General features: G+C 73.1%; 22 protein-coding genes and 1 pseudogene. 11 read left to right on the plus strand and 12 right to left on the minus strand.

The window, feature by feature from the left end; genetic code table 11:
* Positions 1 to 103: 103 nt before the first annotated feature.
* Positions 104 to 1519, minus strand: a complete 1416-nt coding sequence (locus ACEPPI_RS16645; protein WP_373916000.1) for a DUF1996 domain-containing protein — start codon at positions 1517 to 1519, stop codon at positions 104 to 106.
* A 9-nt stretch (positions 1520 to 1528) separates the two neighbouring features.
* Positions 1529 to 2281: a DUF4142 domain-containing protein gene (locus tag ACEPPI_RS16650; protein ID WP_373916001.1), complete on the minus strand. Its 753-nt coding sequence runs from the start codon at positions 2279 to 2281 to the stop codon at positions 1529 to 1531.
* A 460-nt stretch (positions 2282 to 2741) separates the two neighbouring features.
* Here ACEPPI_RS16650 and ACEPPI_RS16655 point away from each other — a divergent pair, with 460 nt between their 5' ends.
* The gene (locus ACEPPI_RS16655) at positions 2742 to 3698 is read left to right on the plus strand and encodes a DUF4344 domain-containing metallopeptidase (RefSeq protein ID WP_373916002.1); all 957 of its coding nucleotides are present in this window, start codon (positions 2742 to 2744) and stop codon (positions 3696 to 3698) included.
* 27 nt (positions 3699 to 3725) lie between these two features.
* Here ACEPPI_RS16655 and ACEPPI_RS16660 read toward each other — a convergent pair whose 3' ends face one another.
* The 3 genes from ACEPPI_RS16660 to ACEPPI_RS16670 form a co-directional block, all read right to left on the minus strand.
* Complete coding sequence (locus ACEPPI_RS16660; protein WP_373916003.1) at positions 3726 to 4871, minus strand: ABC transporter substrate-binding protein; 1146 nt, start codon at positions 4869 to 4871, stop codon at positions 3726 to 3728.
* Positions 4872 to 4985: 114 nt separating this feature from the next.
* Positions 4986 to 7838 carry a SpoIIE family protein phosphatase gene (locus ACEPPI_RS16665; protein WP_373916004.1) on the minus strand — a complete coding sequence of 951 codons (2853 nt, stop codon included), beginning with the start codon at positions 7836 to 7838 and terminating at the stop codon, positions 4986 to 4988.
* An 80-nt stretch (positions 7839 to 7918) separates the two neighbouring features.
* On the minus strand, positions 7919 to 8209 hold the full coding sequence (locus ACEPPI_RS16670) for a hypothetical protein (RefSeq protein ID WP_373916005.1): 291 nt from the start codon (positions 8207 to 8209) through the stop codon (positions 7919 to 7921).
* A gap of 360 nt (positions 8210 to 8569) precedes the next feature.
* Between ACEPPI_RS16670 and ACEPPI_RS16675 the strand changes: the two genes are divergently transcribed.
* Together ACEPPI_RS16675 and ACEPPI_RS16680 are read left to right on the plus strand one after the other, a co-directional pair.
* Positions 8570 to 8893, plus strand: coding sequence for a CHAT domain-containing protein (locus ACEPPI_RS16675; protein ID WP_373916020.1), 324 nt, complete (start codon positions 8570 to 8572; stop codon positions 8891 to 8893).
* A 67-nt stretch (positions 8894 to 8960) separates the two neighbouring features.
* Positions 8961 to 10052 carry a serine/threonine-protein kinase gene (locus tag ACEPPI_RS16680; RefSeq protein WP_373916006.1) on the plus strand — a complete coding sequence of 364 codons (1092 nt, stop codon included), beginning with the start codon at positions 8961 to 8963 and terminating at the stop codon, positions 10050 to 10052.
* Positions 10053 to 10066: 14 nt separating this feature from the next.
* On the opposite strand, the gene ACEPPI_RS16685 is transcribed toward ACEPPI_RS16680, so the two are convergent.
* Positions 10067 to 10351, minus strand: a complete 285-nt coding sequence (locus tag ACEPPI_RS16685; protein ID WP_373916007.1) for a hypothetical protein — start codon at positions 10349 to 10351, stop codon at positions 10067 to 10069.
* A gap of 25 nt (positions 10352 to 10376) precedes the next feature.
* On the opposite strand from ACEPPI_RS16685, the gene ACEPPI_RS16690 reads away from it, so the two are divergent.
* Entirely contained in the window at positions 10377 to 10652 is a 276-nt protein-coding gene (locus ACEPPI_RS16690; protein WP_373916008.1) for a hypothetical protein, read from the plus strand.
* 116 nt (positions 10653 to 10768) lie between these two features.
* On the opposite strand, the gene ACEPPI_RS16695 is transcribed toward ACEPPI_RS16690, so the two are convergent.
* Positions 10769 to 12457, minus strand: coding sequence for an SWIM zinc finger domain-containing protein (locus tag ACEPPI_RS16695; RefSeq protein WP_373916009.1), 1689 nt, complete (start codon positions 12455 to 12457; stop codon positions 10769 to 10771).
* A 367-nt stretch (positions 12458 to 12824) separates the two neighbouring features.
* Between ACEPPI_RS16695 and panD the strand changes: the two genes are divergently transcribed.
* The 4 genes from panD to ACEPPI_RS16715 all read left to right on the plus strand — a co-directional run bounded on the left by panD (position 12825) and on the right by ACEPPI_RS16715 (position 16055).
* On the plus strand, positions 12825 to 13244 hold the full coding sequence (panD, locus tag ACEPPI_RS16700) for an aspartate 1-decarboxylase (RefSeq protein WP_266845734.1): 420 nt from the start codon (positions 12825 to 12827) through the stop codon (positions 13242 to 13244).
* Between the two features lie 14 nt (positions 13245 to 13258).
* The gene (locus ACEPPI_RS16705; RefSeq protein WP_373916010.1) at positions 13259 to 13600 is read left to right on the plus strand and encodes a GNAT family N-acetyltransferase; all 342 of its coding nucleotides are present in this window, start codon (positions 13259 to 13261) and stop codon (positions 13598 to 13600) included.
* Positions 13594 to 14244 carry an aspartate/glutamate racemase family protein gene (locus ACEPPI_RS16710; RefSeq protein ID WP_373916011.1) on the plus strand — a complete coding sequence of 217 codons (651 nt, stop codon included), beginning with the start codon at positions 13594 to 13596 and terminating at the stop codon, positions 14242 to 14244. The genes ACEPPI_RS16705 and ACEPPI_RS16710 overlap by 7 nt, the downstream gene beginning before the upstream one ends.
* Positions 14245 to 14684: 440 nt before the next feature.
* Positions 14685 to 16055, plus strand: coding sequence for a transglycosylase family protein (locus ACEPPI_RS16715; RefSeq protein ID WP_373916012.1), 1371 nt, complete (start codon positions 14685 to 14687; stop codon positions 16053 to 16055).
* Between the two features lie 24 nt (positions 16056 to 16079).
* On the opposite strand, the pseudogene ACEPPI_RS16720 reads toward ACEPPI_RS16715, so the two are convergent.
* Positions 16080 to 16892 (minus strand): annotated as a pseudogene (locus ACEPPI_RS16720) (DMT family transporter); the annotation flags it as partial.
* Between the two features lie 318 nt (positions 16893 to 17210).
* On the opposite strand from ACEPPI_RS16720, the gene ACEPPI_RS16725 reads away from it, so the two are divergent.
* Entirely contained in the window at positions 17211 to 18686 is a 1476-nt protein-coding gene (locus tag ACEPPI_RS16725) for an SDR family NAD(P)-dependent oxidoreductase (protein WP_373916013.1), read from the plus strand.
* 91 nt (positions 18687 to 18777) lie between these two features.
* On the opposite strand, the gene ACEPPI_RS16730 is transcribed toward ACEPPI_RS16725, so the two are convergent.
* Entirely contained in the window at positions 18778 to 19167 is a 390-nt protein-coding gene (locus tag ACEPPI_RS16730) for a hypothetical protein (protein ID WP_373916021.1), read from the minus strand.
* 331 nt (positions 19168 to 19498) lie between these two features.
* On the opposite strand from ACEPPI_RS16730, the gene ACEPPI_RS16735 reads away from it, so the two are divergent.
* Positions 19499 to 19669, plus strand: coding sequence for a hypothetical protein (locus ACEPPI_RS16735; protein ID WP_266845892.1), 171 nt, complete (start codon positions 19499 to 19501; stop codon positions 19667 to 19669).
* 174 nt (positions 19670 to 19843) lie between these two features.
* The gene (locus ACEPPI_RS16740) at positions 19844 to 20827 is read left to right on the plus strand and encodes an NAD-dependent epimerase/dehydratase family protein (RefSeq protein ID WP_373916014.1); all 984 of its coding nucleotides are present in this window, start codon (positions 19844 to 19846) and stop codon (positions 20825 to 20827) included.
* On the opposite strand, the gene ACEPPI_RS16745 is transcribed toward ACEPPI_RS16740, so the two are convergent.
* The 3 genes from ACEPPI_RS16745 to ACEPPI_RS16755 all read right to left on the minus strand — a co-directional run.
* Complete coding sequence (locus tag ACEPPI_RS16745) at positions 20813 to 22252, minus strand: lipase maturation factor family protein (RefSeq protein ID WP_373916015.1); 1440 nt, start codon at positions 22250 to 22252, stop codon at positions 20813 to 20815. The two genes, ACEPPI_RS16740 and ACEPPI_RS16745, sit on opposite strands and share 15 nt — an antisense overlap.
* Positions 22253 to 22263: 11 nt before the next feature.
* Positions 22264 to 22803 carry a DUF1990 family protein gene (locus ACEPPI_RS16750; protein WP_373916016.1) on the minus strand — a complete coding sequence of 180 codons (540 nt, stop codon included), beginning with the start codon at positions 22801 to 22803 and terminating at the stop codon, positions 22264 to 22266.
* A gap of 25 nt (positions 22804 to 22828) precedes the next feature.
* Positions 22829 to 23564, minus strand: a 736-nt coding sequence (locus tag ACEPPI_RS16755) for a YndJ family protein (RefSeq protein ID WP_373916017.1), incomplete at its 5' end; no start/stop codon positions are given.

The following is a 23564-nucleotide window of genomic DNA, read 5'->3' on the forward strand; positions in this document are numbered from 1 at the left end:
CGGCACCCGTCCGGGCGGCCGCGGCCGCGGGCACCGGGACGGGTACGGACGCACGGACGCCGGCCCGGGACGAGCCCCGGCCCGGCGCCCGTCCCGGACGGCGTCAGCGGCAGGTGCGCCCGCCGTTGATGCAGCCCACGGCCTGGGCCATGAGCCCGTTCGACATGACGTTGATGAAGTCGCCGTGGTCGGTCACAGGCTTGTGCAGCTGCTCCGGAAAGCTGTCCACCGCGAAGCGGGCACCGGGCGCGACCCCGTAGGTGAGCCGCTGCACCAGCTGCGGGATCGCGGCGAAACCCTGCGGGCAACGGCCCGCCTTGTCCGGGAAGGCCACGTGCGTACGGTGGTTGGCGCTGTCGGTGTTGCGGCCGTCCCAGCAGCTCTGGAAGGTGAAGGTGCGCACCACGTCGCTGCCCTTCGGACAGATCGGGTACTTGTCCTTCAGCTGCCGGTCCTCGAAACCGGTGCAGCTCCAGGAGGCGTTGGCGTTGGCGGTGCCGTTGGTGAAGGCCTTCGCGTCACCCGTGATGATGCGCAGGAAGCGCGGCATCGCCTTGACCTGGCCGACGGGGCTCCCCTTGAAGTCGATCGTGACCTGCTTCGGCCGCAGGATCGTGCCCACGTTGGCGTCCTGTCCGCCGCCCGGGGCCTTGGCGTCCCGCTCCGTCTTCCCGTCGCGCAGCCGCAGCACCGGCCAGTAGTAGGTGGACTGGTCGCCGTTGCCGCAGGTCGTTCCGGACGCCGCGAGACTGTTGTTGGAGGAGAAGGCGTTCGTCGACTTGTTGCCCACGTAGTCGTGCATGTGGTGGGCGCCGTTGGAGACGCCGGGGGCGACGATGACGTTGTCGGGGTTGAAGTGGCCGTTCTCGTTGCGCCCGCACTGCGAGGAGAACGAGCCGGTGGAGGCGCCGCGCCCGGCGGCGGGGGCGTTCACGTTCGGCCGTACCTTGGCGATGGAGACGAAGTCGCTCTGGGCGGGCCCCCGTTTCTGCCCGATGCCGCGCGCCGCGTCGGGATCGCGCGCGGGGTCGGCCGCGGCGGCGACCGCCGCGTCGGCCGCCGCGCCGACACCGGGGTCCGCTTCCGCGGGAGCCTCCTTCATGGTGCAGCCGCTCAGCGCGTCCAGCCCCTCGGGGCGTCCGGCGGAACGGCCGATCACGTCGGACACCCGCCGGATGGTGGTGGAGCGCTGGTCCTTGAGCCGGCCCAGGAGGGCGTCCTTCGGGACCTTCTTCTTGCTCACCTGCCCCGCGGCGAGCTGCCGGTAGGCGTCGGCGACCTGCCCGTCGAGCTGGGCGAGGTTCTGGTCGACCTCGGCCCGCGCCTGGTCGGGTACGTCCGTGAGCCGGTCGCCCACGTCCGGGCAGTCGATGGTCGCCGTCACCTCGCCGGTGCGGCCGGCGTCCTGGCCGGCGTTCGCGTTGCCCGCGATGACGGCGACCCCGCCGCCGCCCAGTACCAGCGCGCACGCCGCGGCCAGGAGTTTCAGCCGGGGGCGCCTGTGGCCCTTTTGACCCATGTGATCACTTCACTTCGTCGATCGGACAGAAGAGGGGGACGATGCCCCCTGTTGGAGCGGTGAGGAGGGGGAGGACGGGGCCGGGCTCGCGTCGGAGAGCGAGTCGAAGTCGACGAGCCCGCTCTCCTCCAGGACCGTGATGTGGTCCAGGACCGTGGTGTTGGCCGAGGTGGCCAGGGCCCGCACCATGGAGTTCCGGGTCTGCGCCCGGACCTGCGCCACCAGCTGGAACACCTTGCCGTGGGCCCGCCGCAGCAACTGCACGAACAGCCGCTCGTACTCGTTGCCCTGGGCGGCCGTCATCTGGTCGAGCCAGCCCTGCTGCTGCGCGTTGGGCCGGTCGGGAAGGTCGATGCCGAGGGCCTGACCGACCTGGAGGACCTGGCGGTCGAGGTCGGTGTGGCCCATGACGAGGTGCTCCCCGGCCGTGCGCACGGAGGGGCGCGTCCCGCGCTGCTGGGCCTGTCGCCCCGCGGGCAGCTCCCAGAGCCCGGCGAGCCGCACCTTGCGGACGAAGTCCCGGTCGGTGGGGGTGAGCGGCCCGTACGCCGTGCTCATGATTCCGGCGCCGTCGTCCACGATCCCCGCCGCCGGTGCCGCCGGTCCCGCGGTGGCCGCCGAGGCGCGGTCGCCGTACTTGGCCACGGGGATCAGCAGCGCGATCAGCGTGACGGCCAGGGCGCTGATGACCAGGCCGCTTCCGATCGTGTACTTCGTGGCCACCGACAAGCCGCTGCCGGATCGCCGCCGGAATGACAGCACATTGCCTCCTTGCTCCGTGGTCCTGCAGGAGAGTCGGGGCCGTGCCGGCCGCCGGCGCGTGCCGGGCGGTTCACATCCGCACATCCGGCTCTCCTGGGGTGCCACGGGACGCTAGTGCCCGGTGTGGCGTCGCCGAGGAAGGGCCATCACCATCGGATAAACATCCGGGCAAGTCCTCGAAAGACTGCTATCTTGCCGCGTTCGACCTTTCAACAGCCCTCCGGTGCAAGGCGGTTGGCTCGACGCAGGGTCACGGCACCTCCGCGACGCCGCTCACCCCGGGAACCGGGGCCAGGATCGCGGCTGCCCCGGATCGGGGGAAGTGAATAGCGCTAAACGGGCGATTGTGGAGAAATGGCCCTTCGGTCATAATCCGCGTGTCGGGTTCTCGGGCTCGGGTCCCCCTCGGGCGCGCACGCGCCCGCCGCCACGTCGTGACGAACGAGAGGAGCCGGCCGGGGTGTCGTACGCCGGTGGGTGCGCGGCCCTGCTGCGGACCGCTTCCGTGGGGGCGCTGCTCGCCGTCGGCTTCGCCGCCGTCTCGTGCGGCGTCGACGGCGGCGCGGCCGCCACGGGCGCCGAGGTCACCGTGGTCTACGAGGACGACACGATCAAGCCGGAGGACCGGCACGCCGTGGAGGTGGTCCGCGAGTCCGGCGTGCTGGAACAGGCCGCCGACTGGGTGAACGAGGCGCTCGTCCTCCCGCACGATCTGGTCGTGAAGGTCACCGGCAAGGTCCCGCCCGGGGTCACCGACGCGGTCACCCAGCCCGACGGCAGGACGATCTACATGACGGCGGCGTTCCTGACCGAGATCGAAAAGACCCTCGGTGACGTGGTCAAGACCGTCAAGCGTCCCGCCCCGCTTCCCGCGGACGAGTTCAACGCCGACGACCTGACCGCGCTGTCGACCCGGTTCATCTTCGGTCACGAGCTGGGCCATGCCCTGCAGCGTCAGCTGATGCTCGCGAACCTCGGCCTGGAGGAGGACGCCGCCGACGGGTACGCGTCGTTCTCCACCATCAACCAGGTGGGGGCCGGTCCGACGCTGGCAGCCGCCCTCCTGTTCGACGAGATCGCCCGCAGGGAGGGCGGGCTGACGCTGGAGGGGCTCTCGGGCGATCACCCCGTCACCCAGCAACGGGTCTTCAACTTCCTGTGCTACCTGGAGGGGAGCGACCCGAAGAAATACCACGCCCCCCTGGTCGGCACGGGCTACCTGCCGAAGACGCGTGCCCCGTTGTGCCCGCAGGCCTGGGCGATGCTGGACCACGGCTGGTGGACCCAGCTGCAGCCGCATTTCACCGAGGCGTTCAAGAGCCGGGGCGACCAGCGGCAGAAGGACGCGCGCGAGCGGCTGATCGCGGAGACGAAGGCCTTCGAGAAGCAGCTCGACGAGCTGCGCCGCAAGCAATGACCGCAACCCCCGCGGGCAGCCCGGCCCTCAGCCCGAGACCGCTTTGGCCCAGTTGCGGTTGACGGTCTCCCTCGCCTTCTCCCGCTGCGCCTCCGTCGGGAACGTCGGCGTGCCCTCGACCGTCGGCAGGTTCTCCGCGGCGGCCTTGTCGAGGGTGCCGTCCTTCGCCATGGCGTCCATGAGCACGGGGCGCGCGTAGGCGCCGAGCCTGAGGTTCTGGCCCTCCGGGCTGAAGACGTACTCCTGCCACAGGCGTGCCGCCGCCGGATGCGGGGCCTCCTTGTTCACCCCGTGGGCGTAGTACTCGGCGAAACTGCCGTCGAAGGGGATGGCGGTCCGCCAGTCGACGTCCGCGCCCTTCCTGCGGAACTCGTCGGCGTATCCGAGATTGAGGAAGTCCCAGTCGATGCTGATCGGGGTCTGACCCTTCTCGATCGTCGCGGGGGTGGATTCGACCGGGATGAAGTTGCCGTTCCTGCTCAGCTCGGCGAAGAAGTCGATACCGGGCTGGATGTCGTCGAAGGACCCCCCGTTCGCCAGGGCCGCCGCGTACACGCCGGCGAAGGCGGACCCCGACCTGGTCGGGTCGCCGTTGAGCGCGACCTTGCCCTTGTACTCGGGCTTGCGCAGATCGGCGAAGGTCGCGGGGCAGGTCTTGACGCGCTTGGCGTCGCAGCCGATCGAGACGTAGCCGCCGTAATTGTTGTACCAGAGGGCGTGCGGATCCTTCTGCTCCTTGGGAATGCTGTCCCACGGGGCGACCTTGTACGGCGCGAGCAGGCCCTGCTGGGCCGCGGACTGGGCGAAGGAGCCCCCCACGTCGATCACGTCGGGGGCGCGGCCGTCGCGCCTGTGCTCCTTCAGGGCGTTGATCTCTTCCTGGCTGCTGCCCTCCGGGCTCTCCACCGAGACCTTGATCCCGTACTTCTTCTCGAAGCCGTCGATCAGTGCGCCGTAGTTGGCCCAGTCGCTCGGGAGCGCGATCGCGTTGAGCGAGCCCTCCTTCTTCGCCGCCGCGGTCAGTGCCGCCATGCCGCCTGCGTCCGTGGCGGACGTGGCCGCCGCGGGTGTCCGGGGCACGGCGGTGGGCTTGTCTCCGCAGCCGCCGAGGGGCGCCACCGCGAGGGCGAGGCAGACTCCGACGGCGGCTGTCCGCAGACGAGGTGCGGGCACTAAGGCTCCATGGCGGGCGGGCGCGTACCGGTCGAGACCAGCGTACGTTCGATGCCCCCGGCGGCGCAGTTCCAGCCGGTGGTGTCCGCCGCCGTTCCCGCCGCCCGGCGCCTCTCAGAGCGGCTCGTCGTCCCAGCCGGCCAGGAGCGCCTCCCCCGGAAGCGCTGCGGACGGCGCGCTCCCCGCCCCTGCCTCGTGGAGGGCCTGCTCGCTCCAAATGATCTTGCCGCGGGCGGTGTAGCGGGTGCCCCAGCGCTGGGCGAACTGCGCGACGAGGAACAGGCCGCGACCGCCCTCGTCGGTCTCCTCGGCCCGGCGCAGGTGCGGGGAGGTGCTCGACCCGTCGGAGACCTCGCAGATCAGGCTGCGGTCGTACAGCAGCCGCACCCGGATGGGCTCGCTCCCGTAGCGGATGGCGTTGGTGATCAGTTCGCTCAGGATCAGCTCCGTCGTGAAGGCGATCTCGTCCAGGTCCCAGTCCGCCAGCCGGCGGGCGCACGCGTTGCGCACCCGGGACACCTGCGCCGGGTCGGGGGGTACGTCCCACTCGGCGATCCGCGCCGGGTCCAGCCGGCGGGTCCGGGCCACCAGCAGCGCGATGTCGTCGCTGGGCCGGGTGGGCAGCACCGCCTCGATCACCGCGGTGCAGGTTTCCTCAGGGGTCCGGGCGGGCCCGGACAAGGCGGCGCGCAGCGCCGCCAGGCCGGTGTCCGGATCGCGGTCGCGGCCCTCGATCAGCCCGTTGGTGAAGAGCGCCAGCAGGGAGCCCTCGGGCAGGGTCAGCTCCGCGGTCTCCATGGGCAGGCCCTCGCCCAGACCCAGCGGCGGGGAGACCGGCACCTCGGGGAAGGACACGCTGCCGTCGGGGTGGACCAGGGCAGGGCCCGGATGGCCGGCGGTGGCCGCCGTCACCTGCCCCGAAACGGGGTCGTAGACGGCGCACAGGCAGGTGGCTCCGGTGATGCCCTGCCACTCCTGCTGGTCCGTGTCGATGTGGGCGACCAGCTCGTCCAGGTGGCTCAGGAGCTCGTCCGGAGGCAGGTCGAGGGTGGAGAAGTTGTACACGGCCGTACGCAGGCGACCCATGGTGGCGGCGGCGTACAGACCGTGGCCGACGACGTCGCCGACCACCAGCGCCACCCGGGCGCCGGGTAGGGGGATGACGTCGAACCAGTCGCCGCCCACACCGGCCTTCGCCGACACGTAGCGGTGCGCGACCTCGACGGCGGACTGCTCCGGGACGCCGCGGGGCAGCAGACTGCGCTGCAGGGTGTCGGCCACGGTGTGCTCGCGGGTGTATCGGCGGGCGTTGTCGACCGACAGCGCCGCCCGTGCGGTCAGCTCCTCGGCGAAGGACACGTCCTCCTCGTCGAACGACGCGGCGTCCCGCCCCCGCCAGTAGCCGGCCATCCCCAGCACGACGCCCCGGGCCCGCAGGGGTACGGCGATCATGGAGTGGATGCCGCGTTCCAGAATCCGCTCGGCGTTGTCCGGGTCCTGGTCCCGCCAGTGCCGGGTGGCGTGCAGATCCGCTTCCAGGACCGCGTGGCCGCCTGCCAGCCCGACGGCCATCGGGCTGGACGGAACGAACCGGATCAGTCGGCCGACGGGGTAGAGCGGGTGGTCGCCCTGGAGGCCCTCGGCGGCGGTGCGGCGCATCTCGGTGTTCATATCGGGCGGGTCCTCGCCGCGCAACACCGGCTCCAGCAGGTCGACCGTGACCACGTCGGCGAACCGGGGGACCGCCACCCGTGCCAGTTCCTGCGCCGTGCGCTCCACGTCCAGGGTCGTTCCCACCTGCACGCCCGCGTCGTAGAGCAGCTTCAGCCGCTCGCGGGCCACCTCCGCCCGGCCGGACAGCGCCCGCAGCTCCGTGGTGTCGCGCAGCGTGACGACGGTACCGGCCGTGCCGTACGGGGCGGTGGGCCGGATGTTCACGGCCAGTAGCCGATCGGCCGCCATGTGCACCTCGTCGGTCGCGGCGCGGCCCGATGTGATCCGCTCGGCGATCCCCTCCTCCAGACCCAGGTCGGTGACGGGGCGCCCCTCCGCGTCCCCCGGCAGATCGAGCAGCCGGCGCGCCTCGTCGTTGGCCAGCAGCAGCCGCCCGCCGTCCCCGACGATCAGCACGCCCTCCCGGACCGCGTGCAGCACCGCGTCGTGGTGTTCGTACATCCTCGTCATTTCCTCCGGTCCCAGGCCGTGCGTCCGGCGCTGCAGCCGGCGGCTCACCAGAGCGGTGCCGCCCGCGGACAGGGCGAGCACCGCGGCCGCGCTGCCGAGGACGACCGGCAGCTGCCCGTTCACCATGCTCTGGACGTTCTGGACCGTGACCGGGGAGGAGACGACGGCGATGACGTTGCCCCGTGCGTCCTTGACGGGGACCACGGAGACCACGGACTGCCCCAGGGACCCGGCGAACGTCTCGGTGAACGACTTGCCGGCCGCCGCCGAGGCGAACGGGCCGACGACGCGCTTGCCGATCTGCCGCGGGTCGCTGTGGGCGAGGGTGACCCCGTCGAGGGTGTACACGTTCAGACCGTCGACCCCGGCGATCTTCCGCGCCGCGTCGGCGCTCGGCTGGAGCACCGCGCTGGGATGGGCGCTGTGCAGGGCGGCCACCATCCCCGGGGACTCCGCGAACGTCCCGGCGGCGGCGAGGGTACGGTGCCGGGCGTCCAGCATGGCGGAACTCCGGGCCTGCACCACGAGCGCCAGGACCGCGGCGGAGACGAGCAGGACCACGACGGCCAGCTGGAGGAGGAACACCTCGCCGGCCACGCTGCGCGCGCTCAGGAGGGAGGGCAGGCGCTGGGGCCGCCGGGCCCCTCCCCCCGGGGACGGGGCCTGCTCCCGCCGCCCCTCCTGCTCCCGGCGGTTTCCCGCGGGGGAAGGCCGAGCGGGAGCCGAGGGGCTCGGAGCCGAGCGGAGCAGCCAGCGCCGGAGGCCTCCCAGGTAGTTGCTCATAATCCATCTTCTAACCTCTACGGGCTGTCGGCAGCGGGCGGCGACCGGACCGGCACCCGGGATCCGGGCATCCCCGCAGGTCAGGTCCCTGCCTTGGGGGTGCAGCGCAGCACGCGGCCGACGTCAGCCGCGCAGGCACCACTCGACGAACCCGTGACGCTGCCGTCCACCCCGGCCTCCTCGTCCGCCACCGCGGCCGTGCGGAAGAACCGGACCTCCCGGAAGTTCAGGTCCATGGCCCGGACGAGGCTGTGCAGGCCGAGCGCCTCACGGAGCCAGGTCCGGGCGCCGTCACCGTCCTGGAGGGCGGCCGGAACCAGGCCGTGCTCCGCGAGCACACCGGGCATGGCGGTGGTCGTGGGCCCGGACATCGGCACCGGCGTTCGGGCACTGCCCCTCCTGTCCGGGGAGAAGAGCGGCCCCCTGGCACGCGGCCCGCCTGCCGGCCGAGGCCCCCAGCGACTACGTCAGCTGCGCGGCGTCCGGCCGCCGGTTCCTGAACACGGTCCGGCGCGCCCGGCGCGCCCCGGCCGCCCCGGCCTGGTGCCGGACCCCACCATGAGCCTGCCGTACGCGGAGCTGGAGGTGGCGGCGCTCCAGCAGGCCCGGTACCCGCGGCGCGGCTGTACGGGGGAGTTCTGCGAACCGCCCGCCGAGCCCGCGGCGGCCGGCACCCGAAGCGGACGGACCCGAGGGGGGACCGGCCCGCCGACCTGCTGGCCGTCTCGCAGCTGCTCGACCGCACCACGGACGAACAGGAGGCGCCGGACTGGCCGTTGGCCGTGCTCGGTGCCTGTGAGACGGACCTGAGCAAGCGCGACCACGACGAGGCGCTCACCCTGACGACCGCCTTCGTGGTCGGCGGCGCGCGGGACGTGGCGGGCTCCCGGTGGGCCACACAGGACTCGGCCGCGGCGCTGATGACGGCCTTGTGCCAGGGCCATCCGGGGCCGTCCGCCGGTGAGTGTGGTGACGGTGCGCGGCGGTCCGGTCGGCGGGCGGTGCCGGCGACGGGCGTGGGCATCGCTCATGTGGAGGACGTGAAGAAGAAGTGATGGACCGCCCTCCGGCGTGTGGCTACGATCGCGCCCTGTGTCACAACCAGCGGGGGAGCGACAGACCTTGGAGACACTGGCACCGGGCGATCCGCAGCGCATGGGCCCGTACCGATTGGTGGCACGGCTCGGGGCCGGAGGGATGGGGCAGGTCTTCCTCGGGCGCACGGCGGGCGGACGGACGGTGGCCGTCAAGACGGTCCGTCCCGAGTACGCGGGGGACTCGGAGTTCCGGCAGCGCTTCCGGCAGGAGGTGGCCGCGGCGCGCCTGGTCGGAGGCCGTTGGACCGCCCCGGTGCTGGACGCCGACACCGAGGGCGGGCAGCCGTGGGTGGCGACCGGCTACGTCGCCGGGCCCTCGCTGTCCGCCGCCGTCCGGCGGTTCGGCCCGTTGCCGCCCGACGCGGTGCGGGTCCTGGGCGCCGGGCTCGCCGAGGCTCTGGCGGCGGTGCACGATCTGGGCCTGGTCCACCGGGACGTCAAACCCTCCAACGTGCTGCTGGCCCTGGACGGCCCGCGGCTCATCGACTTCGGCATAGCCCGCGCCCTGGACGCGACCTCGGTCCTGACCCGGTCCGGGTACGTCGTCGGCTCGCCCGGTTTCATGTCCCCCGAGCAGGCGCGGGGCGACGCCACAGGGCCGGCCGGGGACGTTTTCGCGCTCGGTGCCGTGATGGCGTTCGCGGCGACCGGGACGGCGCCGTTCGGCGAGAAGGACAGTGCGGCCGTGCTGCTCTACCGGATCGTCCACGAGGAGCCCGAACTCGGCGGCATCACCGGTGAGTTGTATGGCCTCGTGCGTGACTGCCTGGAGAAGGACCCCGGTCGCAGGCCGCCGCCCGGACAACTGCGCCACCGGCTGGACCGGATCGGGGCGGAGGGCACCCGCCTCGGCGAACGCGGCTGGCTGCCGCGGAACGTCTCGGACGCGGTGGCGCGGACGACGGTGGAACTCCTCGACCTGGAGGGTCAGGCCGCGGACACACGTGCGGTTCCACCTGTTCCACCGGTTCCGTCGGCCCCGCCCACCGCGATGACCGCGCCGCTGCCGCCCCCGCCGCCCACGGTGCCCTACCCGGCGCCCGGCCACCCCGGCGGACCCGCACCCGCCCCGCCGTACGTACACGTGGCCGCGCCGGCCACACCGCCGGGCCAGTAGCCGTATCCGGCGGTTCAGCCGTCGGCGCGGCCGACCGCGCCCCGGCGGTGGGCCGGCAGGCTGCTCGCACTGGTGGTGATCGGGGTGGTGTCGGCGGCGCTGGCGGGCCTGGTGGCCTGGCAGATCGCGGGCAGGGGCAGCCACGACAGCGCCGACGGACGGCCCGCCGGCACCACTGCCCCGACCTCGCCCTCGATGCCGGCCTCGTCCTCGACCTCGCCCTCGCCGTCGCCCTCGCCCAGGGGCGCGTCGGACGCCGGGGTCGTGCCGAAGGCCTTCGTCGGCGTCTTCGCGGGCAAGGTGAGCTCTCCGGCTGGAGTCTCGATGGCGGTCCGGGTCATCCTGGTCCAGGGCGCGGTGGGGGACCCCATCAACACCACGGAGACCGACGGCGGAACCGGCACCGGGAAGGTCGTCTGCACCGGTGAGGCCACCCTCGTGAGCGCGACCGACGCCCGGCTGGTGCTCCAGCCGGTCCCGCTCTCCGGCGTCAGCGGCTGCACCCAGCTCCCGGGCTACAGCATCGTGACCCTCAACGCCGACGGTTCCCTGCACGTCACCCAGGACGGCCTCAGCGGAGACCTGACCCGCCGGACCTGACACCCGACCCCGCCCACACCCGGGAAACCCCGAACCGTCACCGATCGGAGCCGGGAAATCCCGGCGGTTCGCACTCGCCTTCGTCGGCGGCGCGATTCCGCGGGCGGGCAAGTCGCTCAGAGCCCGTGCTGTTCGAGAACGGCCATGAGCTTCCGCTTGCGTTTCTGGTCGGCGCGCAAGGAGGCCGAGTAGATGGCGAACTCGGCCTCGGTACCGAGCGCCCGATGGCAGGCGCGAGCGCTGAGGAGGAGCTCCGCGAGGCGTTCGTACGCACTGTCACCGGTCTGCTTGCGCAGGGGCTCGATGCAGCGGAGGTAGACGGCCAGTGCGTCGGCCGGTCGCCGGTCGCGGAGCCGGTCGGCCAGGACGAGCCACTGGCGCTGGTCGGCGTAGCCGTCGGTAGCGGCCTGCCAGGCGGTCTGGAGGTCGTTGTCGTCGATGAGCGCGTCGACCAGCGGGGAGCCGTCGTACCAGCGGCCCGTCTCGGGCAGGGAGACGGCCTTCAGCGACTCCAGGGCGTCCGTGCGTTCGGAGCCCTCCCAGGTTCCGGTCGCACGGGCCGCCGTACGCAGGCCCTGGTAGGAGGCCAGCGAGGGACGGGCACGCATCAGGTCCCGGCGGACCGCGACCACGTCGGCCAGACGGCCGGCCCGCTCGTATCGCTCGCAGACGAAGGCGATCAGATCGCTGTCCGGTCCCCGTTCGGAGACGTTTTCCCGCAGGCCGCGTTCCGCCCACTCCAAGGCCTCGACCGGGCGGCCCGCCGTCTCCAGCTCCCCGGCGATCACCAGGTGGGTGTGGCCGTTCGGGGCGAGATCCGCCGCGTGGACCTCTACCAGCGCGTCCACGCTGCCGCCGTCGGCCTTCAGGAGGCGCTCCATGAGGTACTTCTCCGCCCACCCCTTCGGGTTGGCCCGCCATGCGGCCACCACCAATGCCCGTGCCCGGGCCAGACCCGGGTCACCGAGCACCTCGCGGTAGTCGAAGAGGTCGATGTCGGTGGCATCGTTCAGCTCGTCCAGCAGGTACCGCACCAGCCACTCGGCGGTCTCCACCGGGTCGGGCCGGGCAGTCCGGCAGGCCTCCAGATGGGCTTCGGCCAGCCCGGTGGCGATGTCCCCGATCAGGCCGTCCGAGTCGCCGATCTCGCCGTACGTTCGCCCCAGGACCTGGAGAGCCTCACGGGCCACCTCCACCGCGCCCGCCGACCGGCCGCTCGCCGTCAGCGCCCGGAGTGCGGTGACGGCCTCTGTCGCCTGCCGCCCGTAGGCGTGGGCGTCGGCGTGCTCGACGTACCCGTAGCGGGCGAAGGGGCGGGTGTCGAGGAGGCTCAGGACGCGCTCCCGGACGATGCCGGTGTCCTCCCCGGCGGCGGCCGCGCGCAGTTCGAGGCGCCGCCGCAGATCGCGGTCATCGGCCAGCTGCTCCCGTACCAGGGCGAGCAGTTCTTCCCGGGTACGGGACTCCAGCCAGGTGTCCAGCAGTTGGGTACGCGAGGCGGAGGCCGACCGTTGCTGTGGTACGGAGTCGGCCTGCCCCAGGACGACGAGGCCGACTGCCACACAGTGCTTGCAGAAGTTGCCGTCCTGGCCGTAAGGGCAGTCGCACCAGCCGGTCAGCCCACCGTCCTCGTCCTCGATGAGCTCCACCTCGTAGGCGTCGCTGCCGTCGACGGTGGCGGTGATCGCTTCGTCTGCGATCTCCAGCCGTGAGACCGCGGACAGATAGCCGACTCCCCGCTCGAAGGAGCGCGCCCCCGCCATCCGGCGCAGGTCGTCCTCGGTAAAACCCAGAGCATGTGTCACGGCATACATTCAATCGGACGGAAAGCGTTCACCACCGTGCTTCGCGGAGGGTCGCGTGCCCTCCTGGTACGGGCGCCGCGGGCATGCCCTTCGGCGGGCGGTGGCGTGTCACGGGCACTCGCCGTGCCACCCCACCGCCGGCATTCCGCCGAGCTCAGTCTCAGATCAGGTCAGCGAGCCGGTCACCTCAGGGCGGCCAGGACACCAGCCCGAGCCGACAGCCTCGATGAAAGCGCGGGCCGGGAGCCTGCTCGTCAGGGGGATTCGATTTTCCTCAGGACCTCCGATCCGACGCCCCCCGATGTAGAGTGCAGAACGCCCTTGACCTGCAATAAGCAGGCAGGGAGCCGTCTTCTAGGAGCTCACATTGCTGCGCACCATGTTCAAGTCCAAGATCCATCGGGCCACCGTCACCCAGGCGGACCTGCACTACGTCGGTTCCGTGACGATCGACGCCGATCTCCTCGACGCGGCGGACCTGCTGCCGGGCGAGCTCGTGCACATCGTCGACATCACGAACGGTGCGCGGCTGGAGACGTACGTCATCGAGGGCGAGCGCGGTTCGGGTGTCATCGGGATCAACGGGGCCGCCGCGCACCTGGTACACCCCGGGGACCTGGTCATCCTGATCAGCTACGCGCAGATCGAGGACGCGCAGGCGCGGGCGTTCTCGCCCCGTGTGGTCCACGTGGACGCCGACAACAGGATCATCGAGCTGGGGTCGGACCCGTCCGCCCCGGTGCCGGGCACGGATCAGGAGCGCAGCCCCCACGCGGTTGCTGTCTGAGGGGAGTCGGGTACATGGCGGTCGAACTGCTGGACGAGCGGAAGGCCGGGCGGCTGCTGGCCGTCGAGGACGGGGCGGTGGTCGGGTTCATCGCCTACTTCGTCCTCGACGCCGAGCCGCACGCGCTGGTCGCGGTCCACACGGTGGTCGAGCCGGGCCACGAGGGCCGCGGGATCGCCGGGGACCTGGTGCGGACCTTCTACGGGATCGCCGCCGCCGAGGGCGTGCCGGTCGTCCCGCTCTGCCCCTACGCGGCGAGCTGGGCCGCCAAGCACCCCGACCGGGCACCCGTGGCCCCGGCCGGTCTCGTGGAGGCCGCGAAGGCGCAGCTGGACGCCGACTCCGGCCGGTGGTGACGGGGCTGACCCTGCTCCACACCTCCGCGGCGCACGTCCCGGTCTTCGACGCGCTGCGCGACCGGGAGCACCCGGGAGCCGTGCTGCGGCACCTGGCGCACCCGGAGCTGCTGGAGCGGGCCCGCGCCCACGGCCCGGAGTCGGTGGCCGAGGACCTGCGCGGGCTGCTCGGGGACGCGGGCGGGCCGGTGCTGGTCACCTGCTCGACCCTCGGGGCCGTCGCGGAGGCCCTGGCGCCCGCCCTCGGCGTCCCGGTCCTGCGGGTGGACCGGCCCATGGCGGCCGAGGCCGTCCGCAGGGGCCCGCGGATCGCCGTGCTGGCCACCGTCGAGTCGACCTTCGCGCCGACCGCGGAACTTCTGGCCGAGGAGGCCGCCGGCCGGCCGGTGTCCGTCCGTACGCGGCTCGTCGAGGGGGCCTGGGAACTCTTCGCGGCCGGGGACACCGCCGGTCACCTCGCGGCGGTGGCCGCGGCGGTGGACGCCGTGACGGACGCCGACGTCATCGTCCTGGCCCAGGCCTCCATGGCCGGGGCCGCCCCGTCGGTCCGCACCCGCGTGCCCGTCCTCTCCAGCCCCGGACCCGGTCTGGCCGCGGCCCTGCGGCTGCGCGGAGCGGACACCACCCCTGCACCCCCGGCCTGACCGGCCCCGCCGTGTCCGGGGGCATCGTGGAAGGGATCGGGGGAAAGTGGGACTCATGGAGCGAAAAGCAGAGCAGACACAGCCCCCGCCGCCCGAGCCCGACCCGGTTCCGGCGCCCTTCCCGCCGCTCCCGGACCCCGAGCCCGTGCCGCGGCCGGTGCCGCCGGTTCCGGCACCGTTCCCCGAGCCCGATCCGGTGCCCGCGCCACCCGGCCCCGCTCCGGTACCTCAGCCGGGCCCGCTCGGCTGAGGGGCCCGGGGAGGGTCCCGGCCGGCCGCGCCCCTTCGGGCGGGTGAACCCGTACGCCAGTCCGCGCGAACGCCGTCCCACTGTTCGACATGTGCCCAACTCCAGCCGCACAGCGGCCGGTTGTGGCTCTTGTCAGCGATGTGGGGCGGCGTTAGGTTGTGCGGTTCCTGATGTCTTCAAGGGGGCTCCCATGGGTGCACGGGGCCGGCACCGCCGGTACCAGCCGAGCAGCATCAACCGGGCCTCGCTCGCCGTCACCGCGGGTGGCGCGGGCATCGCGCTCCCGCTCATCGGGGCGGGGGCCGCGCACGCCGCCTCCGTGGACACCTGGAACAAGGTCGCCGAGTGCGAGGCGACCGGCGACTGGAAGATCAACACCGGCAACGGCTACTTCGGCGGGCTCCAGTTCAGCCAGAGCACCTGGCGGGACTTCGGCGGCACCGCCTTCGCCGCACGCGCCGACCTGGCCACCAAGGACCAGCAGATCGCGGTCGCGGAGAAGGTGCTCAGGGGGCAGGGTCCGCAGGCCTGGCCCGCCTGCGGACCGCAGTCCGGACTCAGTCGCAGCGGTCCGGCGCCCGCCGGTGCGGGGACGGCGTCGCCGAAGCCGAAGTCGGCGCAGTCCCAGGCCGAGCCGGCCCAGGTCAAGTCCGCACAGCCCGAGTCCGCACAGCCCGAGCCCGTGCGGACGCAGGCGCCGATGGACCGGCTCCAGGCGACCAAGGCCACCACCGGGACGCCCGTCGTCATGCCCCGCCCGACCGGGACCTCCGTCCTGCCGAACCCGTACGTCGTCGCGCCCGGGGACTCGCTTTCGACGATCGCCGTCGAGCAGCACGTCGAGGGCGGCTGGCAGGCCCTCTACGAGACCAACCGGAGCACGGTCGGCGGCAACCCCGACATGATCTTCCCGGGGCAGCGGCTCACGCTCCGGGTGACCACGGCTCCCGCGGCGCCGCCCGCGCAGAACCCGGAGAAGCCGCCGCGCACCGCCGAGCCGGTCAAACCCGTGGAGCCCGCCGCCCAGGCCAAACCGGTGGAGAAGCCCGCCGCCAAGCCGACGGAGAAGCCCGCCGCCAAGCCTGCCGAGAAGCCGGCGGAGAAGCCCGCCGAGAAGCCGGCCGCCAAGCCCTCAGCGGAGCAGAAGCCCGCCTCGGGCGGCTTCACCGCCCCCGTCGACGCCGCCCTCGGAACGGCCTACCACGTCGCGGGGTCCTCCTGGTCCAGCGGCTACCACACGGGCGTCGACTTCCCGGTGCCGACCGGCACCAGCATCAAGGCCGTGGGACCGGGCACGGTGGAGTCGGCGGGCTGGGCGGGAGCCTACGGGTACCAGGTCGTCATCAAGCACGCCGACGGCCGGTACTCCCAGTACGCCCACCTCTCCGCGCTCGGCGTCAAGGCCGGCCAGCAGGTCTCCGGCGGCCAGCGGATCGGCCGCTCCGGCTCGACCGGCAACACCAGCGGGCCCCACCTGCACTTCGAGATGCGCACCGCCCCCGGCTACGGCTCCGACATCGACCCGCTCAGGTACCTCCGTGGCAAGGGAGTCGGTATCTGACCCCCGTACCTGCGGCGGCACCGCCGTGATCAGCACCAGGCCCGCCGCCGCCACCACGGCGCTCGCCAGCGCGGCCACGGCGCCCGCGGTGCCGTAGCGGAAGCCCTCGTCGAACAACGAGATGCCCACCGCCGCGGCCACCGCCGGATTGACGACGGTCACCGTGGCCAGTGGCGCGGTCAGCCCGGCACCCCGGTAGGCGGCCTGCGAGAGCAGCAGTCCGCCGGCCGCCAGTACGGCGATCGCCGCCAGGTCCGGCCACAGCCCGGCCGACTCGCCCGCCTCGAAGCTCTCCGCGACCGACTTCGTGAACACGGAAGCCATCCCGAAGGCCGTACCCGCGGCCGCCGCCAGCAGCACGCTGCGCAGCACCGCCCGGTGCGCCCGCCGGGCCGCCAGGAACAGCACCGCCGCACCGCCCGCCGTCACCGACAGCAGCAGGGTCCGTTCCGTGCCGGCCAGGGCCTCCCGGCCCGCGCCGCCCCCGCCGGTCAGGGCGAGGAGCCCGGCCAGGCCGGCGGTCGCGAGGACGGCCCCGCGCCAGGCGGCCGTGCCCGCCCGGCGTCCCACGAAGACGGCCGCCATCGGGAGGGCGAAGACGATGGTCAGCGCACCCAGCGGCTGGACCAGGCTCAGCGGCCCGTACGCGAGCGCCAGTACGTGCAGCAGGGCGCCGAGCCCGTTCAGGGCGACCGCCGCCCACCAGGCGGCCCGGCGCAACGGTGCGTAGGAGCCGTCCGGCGAGCTCGCCGCGACGTGCTCCTGGAGGATCGCACCGCTCGCGTACGCGACGGCGGAGACCAGGCAGAGGAGGACCGACAGGGCCAGGGCGCTCATGCATTCCACGATGCCCCACCCGGGGCCGCTCTTCATCCGCCCACGGGCTCCTTGATCGGCGGGCGAGTCATCCTCCCGGCATACACCGGAAGCAGTACCTACCGTTTCCGGCGGCGCTCCGTCGCGAACCGCCGCCGGCGGCCGTGTCACGGAGCGTACGGAGCGTCACGAACCCATCCATACCGTGACAGGGGGCTCGCGGTGGGTGAGGCGCGCGGATACGGGTTTGGTCCCGGGCGTGTCGGCTCCGTACAGTGGCGGTTTTGGGACCTCCGCAGCAGGCGGACGCGGACGAGCGAACAGGGAACGGCAGCGGCCATGACGGTGACCGAAGACAACCACGCATACGGGCCGGGCATCGACCCCGAGCGGCTGGCCCTCTGCCTCAGCGTGCTCGACGAACTCGACAAGATCGATGTCGACCACCCCGACGCCATCACCGTACGCCGCGCCACCGCCGGCCTCTACCGCACGGTCAAGCAGCGCCGCCGACAGGAGCGCCGCGCCGCGAAGACCGCCAACGACAAGGCCGTCACCGAGGCGACCGCGACCGGCTCCGCCGAGCGCATCGACGACGAGACCGAGGGCATCCTGCCCTCCTCGGTCACCGAAGCCGGCCGGATCGCCGGAATACTCCAGCGCCCGCGCTCCTGCTACATCTGCAAGACGCGGTACGTCGAGGTCGACTACTTCTACCACCAGCTCTGCCCGGAGTGCGCCGTCGAGAACCGGACCAGGCGGGAGGCCCGCGCCGACCTGACCGGCAAGCGCGCGCTGCTCACCGGCGGCCGGGCCAAGATCGGCATGTACATCGCGCTGCGGCTGCTGCGCGACGGCGCCCACACCACGATCACCACCCGTTTCCCCAAGGACGCCATCCGCCGCTTCAAGGCGATGGAGGACTCCGCGGACTGGATGCACCGCCTGGAGGTCGTCGGCATCGACCTGCGCGACCCGGCCCAGTCCGTGGCGCTGGCCGAGCAGGTGGCCGCGGCCGGTCCGCTGGACATCCTGATCAACAACGCGACGCAGACCGTGCGCCGCCTGCCCACCGCGTACGCCGCGCTGGTCGAGGGGGAGGGCGCCCCGCTGCCGGTCGGCGAGCTCCCCGCCCACCGGGTCATCGGCGCCTTCAACTCCGGCGCGGTCGACGGCCTGGCGGCGCTGCCCGTCGGCGTGAGCGGGCTGGAGGCGCAGAAGGTCGCCGACCTCGCCCTGGTCGCGGGCAACGCCAGCCTGGAGCGGCACCTCGCCGGTACGGCCATCGACGCGGGCGGCCTGCTGCCCGACGTGGTCGATTCCAACACCTGGGTGCAGACCATCGACCAGATCTCCCCGGTGGAGCTGCTGGAGACCCAGCTGTGCAACTACACGTCGCCGTTCATCCTGATCAGCGCGCTGCGGCCGGCGATGGCAGCGGCCGCCCGGCAGGCGTCCAGCGGGCGTGCGTACGTGGTCAACGTCTCCGCGATGGAAGGCGTCTTCAGTCGCGGCTACAAGGGTGCGGGGCACCCGAACACCAACGCCGCCAAGGCGGCGATGAACATGGTGACGCGGACCAGCGGCCAGGAGATGTTCCAGACCGACCAGATCCTCATGACCTCGGTCGACACCGGCTGGATCACCGACGAGCGCCCGCACTTCGACAAGCTGCGCCTGGCCGAGGAGGGCTTCCACGCGCCCCTCGACCTGGTGGACGGTGCGGCCCGCGTCTACGACCCGGTCGTCCGGGGCGAGGCCGGTGAAGACCTCTTCGGAGTCTTCCTGAAGGACTACGCGCCCGCCAATTGGTAGGACCGCCGCCGCGTCCGCGGCGGCTGGGTGAGGAGGGGGGGGTCGGCAAGGGCCGTCCACCCCCTCCTCACCCGTTCGGGCGCATCGCGCCTCAGAGTTGATAGGCCCCGGCCGCGACGAGTTCGAGCACCGGGCGCCAGTCCTCCATCACCCCGGCGTCCAGCCCCGCCGCCCGGCCGGCACGGGCCGCCTGGCGCAGTGTCTCCGCCTCCGGCTCGGCGCCCGGGACGGGCGGGCGCAGGAGCCGGGCCACCCGGTCGCCCAGCAGCGGACGGACCGCCTCCGCGGTGCGCTCGGCCGGGTCCGCGGGCGCCCCCGATCCGCCCTCCCGGGGCAGCAGCCGCCCCAGGCCGTGGAGCAGTCCGGCCACTTGGAGTTCCTTGTCGAACGGATGCGAGCGGCGAAGGAGCGCCGCAGTCTGTAGTCCGAGGTCGCGGTCCGAAGCGTCCGGGGCCTCGTGATGGGCGTGCAGAAGGTCCATCAGCTCGTCGACACTGCCGAACGCGGGTACTCCTGACCTCGCCACCGTGACTCCCTCTGTCGTCTCCGCTCGCGTGCCTCCGCACCCGAGCAGATCAGTCCCGGCGGACACGCCGGTGGGCGACTTCCTGAACTCGGGGAGAAAACAAGCGGTCCAGCGCGGATTTTACCGTTCCATCGAGCGGGCCCCCGCTCATATGTGTACCCTGAAGCGCAAGGAGCCTCACCCGGGCCCCGCTCCACCATGGCGCCACCGCGTCCGGAAGACCTTCTATATCCCTATCCGGCGCGCGGACGAGCCCGCCGGGTTACGCGACACAAGGGAGTGCGCGGTGACTGAGATGACCAAGACCGACCCGACCATGGAGCGCACGGGATGGAGGGCGAGCGCGCGGTCCGACGAACTCGGCAGCCTTGAGGTCTGGGCCCGCTCCGCACCCATCCGACTGGCCGGCTACGAGGACGACCTGGCGGAACCGCACATCCTGCCCGGCATCGACTAGAGCCGAAGCCCGGCGCGCCCCCGCACCCGAGGGTGACGGGGGCGCGGCACGTCGTGGGGCCGCTCCGCGTTCCCGCCGTCCGCGCCGGGTTCCCGTCCGGCCTACGCCGTGAGCGTCATCGCTGTCGGCGATCATCCCTTCCCCCGACGGGCCCGCCCCGGCAAGGTCGGCCTCATGAAGCTACTGATGCTGGGTGGGACCGAATTCGTCGGGCGCGCGATCACCGAAGACGCCCTGGAGCGGGGCTGGGAGGTGACCGTCTTCCACCGGGGGCACCACGCGCCCCCGCCCGGCACCTCGGCCCTCCACGGGGACCGTACGCTCCCCGGCGGCCTGGACTCCCTCGTCGAGGGGGAGTGGGACCTGGTCGTCGACACCTGGGGCGGCGCCCCCACCGCGGTCCGCGACAGCGCCCGCCTGCTGGCCGGCCGGGTCGGCCGGTACGTGTACGTCTCCACCCGTTCGGTCTACGCCTACCCCGCGACCGCGGGCCCCGGCGAGGACGGCCCGCTGGTCGAGGGATCGCCCGACGCGGACTCCGTCGCCTACGCCGAGGACAAGCGGGGCGCCGAGATCGCCGCCGTCGACGCCTTCGGGGAGCGCGCGCTGCTCGTGCGCGCCGGGCTGATCCTCGGTCCGTACGAGAACGTCGGCCGGCTGCCCTGGTGGCTGAACCGGGTCGCGCACGGCGGCCCCCTCCTCGCCCCCGGACGCCCCGGACTCCCGCTCCAGTACATCGACGTGCGCGACCTCGCGCACTGGACCCTGGACGCGGCGGAGGCCGGCCACGGCGGCGCCTACGACCTGATCTCCCCGCTCGGCCACGCCACCATGGGCAGCCTCCTGGAGGCCTGCGCCGCTGCCACCGGCGTACCCCTGGAGCCGCGCTGGACCGACCAGGCCGTGATCGAGGCGGCCGGGATCCAGCCCTGGACCGAACTGCCCGTGTGGCTCCCGGAAGGTGAAGCGCACGCCCACATGTTCGGCGGCGACGCCACCCGGGCCCTGGAGACGGGCCTGAAGTGCCGCCCCGTCGAGGAGACGGCCGCCGACACCTGGGCCTGGCTCCGCTCCCTCGGCGGCGTCGCCCCCCAGCGCTCCGACCGGCCGTCGCCGGGCATCTCCGCGGAGCGGGAGGCGGACCTACTCGGGCTCTGAGGCGCGGGCTCCGGCGAGCCGGGTCGGCGGCAGGTACTCGCGCACCGGCGTGCGGTGCCACCAGGCGCCCGTCGCGCGGAGCTCCCGCCAGGTGGTGAACCGGTACCGGTACAGCCGGGCCCGTACGAACCGCGGCGGGGCGTCCGGGAAGGGGTTGTGGCGGAGCAGCCGCAGCGTGTCCCGGTCGCCCGCCAGCAGCCGCTCGACGAACGGCCCGAACCAGTCCCGGGCGTAGCCGGGGGAGAGGGCCGCGAACCACATCAGCCAGTCCAGCCGCAGGTGGTACGGCGCGAACTGGCGCGGCATCCGCAGCGGATCGCCCGGCTTGCCCTTGAAGCCGTACTCCCGCCAGGCGCCGTCCTCGCGGGGCACCGCGTCGGCGGTCCCCTCGACCACGACCTCGTCGCGGATCCGCCCGACCGTGCCGAACGCCCCGTAGGTGTTGACCAGGTGGAGCGGATCGAAGGACCGGTTCATCACCTGGCGCGGCGAGATCATGTTGGCCACCGGATGCCGGCTGAGCACCAGGACCAGCGCCGTCACCGCGCAGACGAGGACGACGTACCAGACCGGTGCGGCGCCCGACGCGGCGGCGGGCGGGGGGCCGGCGAGCGCGGTGAAGTCGACGGCCGGCAGCGCGAGCGTGATCGTCAGCCAGTTCAGCCAGGCGAAGTTGCCCGACAGTACCAGCCACAGCTGGGTGGCCACCATGACGCACGCCGCGAACGAGGCCACCGGCTGCGGGGTGAACAGCAGCACCGGAAAGACCAGTTGGGTCACGTGGTTCGCCGCGCACTCCACCCGGTGGACGGGGCGCGGCAGACGGTGGAAGAACCAGCTGAGCGGACCGGGCATCGGCTGCGTCTCGTGGTGGTGGTAGAGGCAGGTGAGCTTGCGCCAGCAGGCGTCGCCGCGCATCTTGATCAGCCCGGCGCCGAACTCCACCCGGAACAGCACCCACCGCAGCAGCCACAGCACCAGCACGGGCGGCCCGGTCCGGGAGTTGCCGAGGAAGACGGCCAGGAACCCGACCTCCAGCAGCAGGGACTCCCAGCCGAAGGAGTACCAGGTCTGCCCCACGTTCACGATCGACAGGTAGAGCAGCCACAGCGCCGCCCACATCCCCATGGCCGCGCCCAGCGGTACGAGGTCGCCCGCGCCCGCGGCCAGCGCCGCCGACAGTGCCGCCCCGGCCCAGGCGCAGCCGGCGAAGAGTCCGTCGGAGTAGCGCAGTTGGAACAGGCTCGGGGCGTGGCGGAAGGGTACGTAGCGCAGGTAGTCCGGGACGGGCAGCATGCCGCGCGCCCCGATCAGGGCCCGGAACTGCAGGGCGGCCCCGAGGAACGCGAAGACGTAGACGCCCGCCAGGGCCCGCTGGAAGACCAGCCGGCCGAGCCAGTATCCGGGCGCCGTGAACCAGTCCATCCCCTCCAGTATCAGGCGCCGGAGGCCAGGGCGCGCAGGTGGCGGCCCAGCCACCGCGCGTAGCCGTGCTGGAGGAGGGGGACCACGGGACCCGCGAGCCGGGTGTACCAGCGGTCCGGGCGGCTGAAGGCGGTGACCGTGAACCACACGGCGCCGTCGGCGTCGATCTCCACCAGGAAGGACTCCTCCCCGCATTCGGGGTGCCCGGCCAGGGTGCCGTACGCGAAACCGGTGCGGGTCGGCTCGTACGCGGTCCAGATCACCTGGCAGGGGGCGGTGATCCGCAGCGGTCCCGGGCCGATGCCCACCTCCACGCGCAGACCCGGGCGGACGGCGCCACCGCCCTCGGGCGTGCGGACGTGCACGCCCGAGGCCCGGTGGGCGCGGAAGCTCGTGACCGCCGTCCCGGCGGCTTCGAAGACGGCCCGGCCCTGGCCGATCCGGGTGCGGTGGTGCAGGTGGTTGTATCCGGCGGGCAGGGGCCGGCGGGCCGTCGCGCCCCGGTCGGGGTAGGTGACGGTGTCCCGGCCGGCGCTGATGAGGCGGGTCATGGCGTGTTCTCCGTTCGATCGGACATCAGGTGCGGGGTGCGGGCGCCGCCGCGAGGGTGACGGGTGAGGCGGGCGAGGGGGACGTGGAGGTCGCGGCGGTCAGCCGGCGCCACGCCAGCAGGGAGCACAGGCCGAAACCGAGCGCGTTGCCCAGCCCGTGCGTGGCGGCCATCCAGGTCAGGGTGGGGTGGACGATCCCGGTGGCCTCGCCCGTCGCCCACCACAGGGCGAGCAGCATCGTGACCACCAGGACCGCCGCCGACACGGCCAGCAGCGTCGCGGTGGCCCGGTCCCGTGCGGCGGGCCGCAGGTCCCGCCAGGTCACCAGGGCCACCGCCCACATCCCCGTGGTCAGCACCACCGCGCCCAGCAGTTCGGCCCAGTCGTCGACGAAGTAGCCGAGCAGGACCAGCAGGGTCCCCGCCGGGACGCTGTACGCGGCGTACGCGGCCCAGCGCGCTCCGCGCCGCGTCCCCGACGAGCGGCACGCCAGACCGGCGACCAGGGCGGCGGTGAACCCGGCGAAGTGGAAGTGCGGGACGGTCAGCGCCAGGACGTCCAGGTCGAAGCCGAAGAGCCGGTACCCGGCCCGCTCCGCGACCAGGGCGGTCGCGGCGACCGAGGGCGATGCCAGGGCGGTGAGCACGGCCGCCTCGGCCGGGTCCGGCAGCCGCCTGCCCCCGGACGGGGTCCGGGCGAACGCCTGCCGCAGCCGGGCCCCGGCCGAGCCGGCGAGGGCCAGGGCGGCGGCCGCGTAGAGC

This window comes from Streptomyces sp. AB3(2024) (assembly GCF_041862025.1).
In the GTDB taxonomy this organism is placed as follows: Bacteria; Actinomycetota; Actinomycetes; order Streptomycetales; family Streptomycetaceae; genus Streptomyces.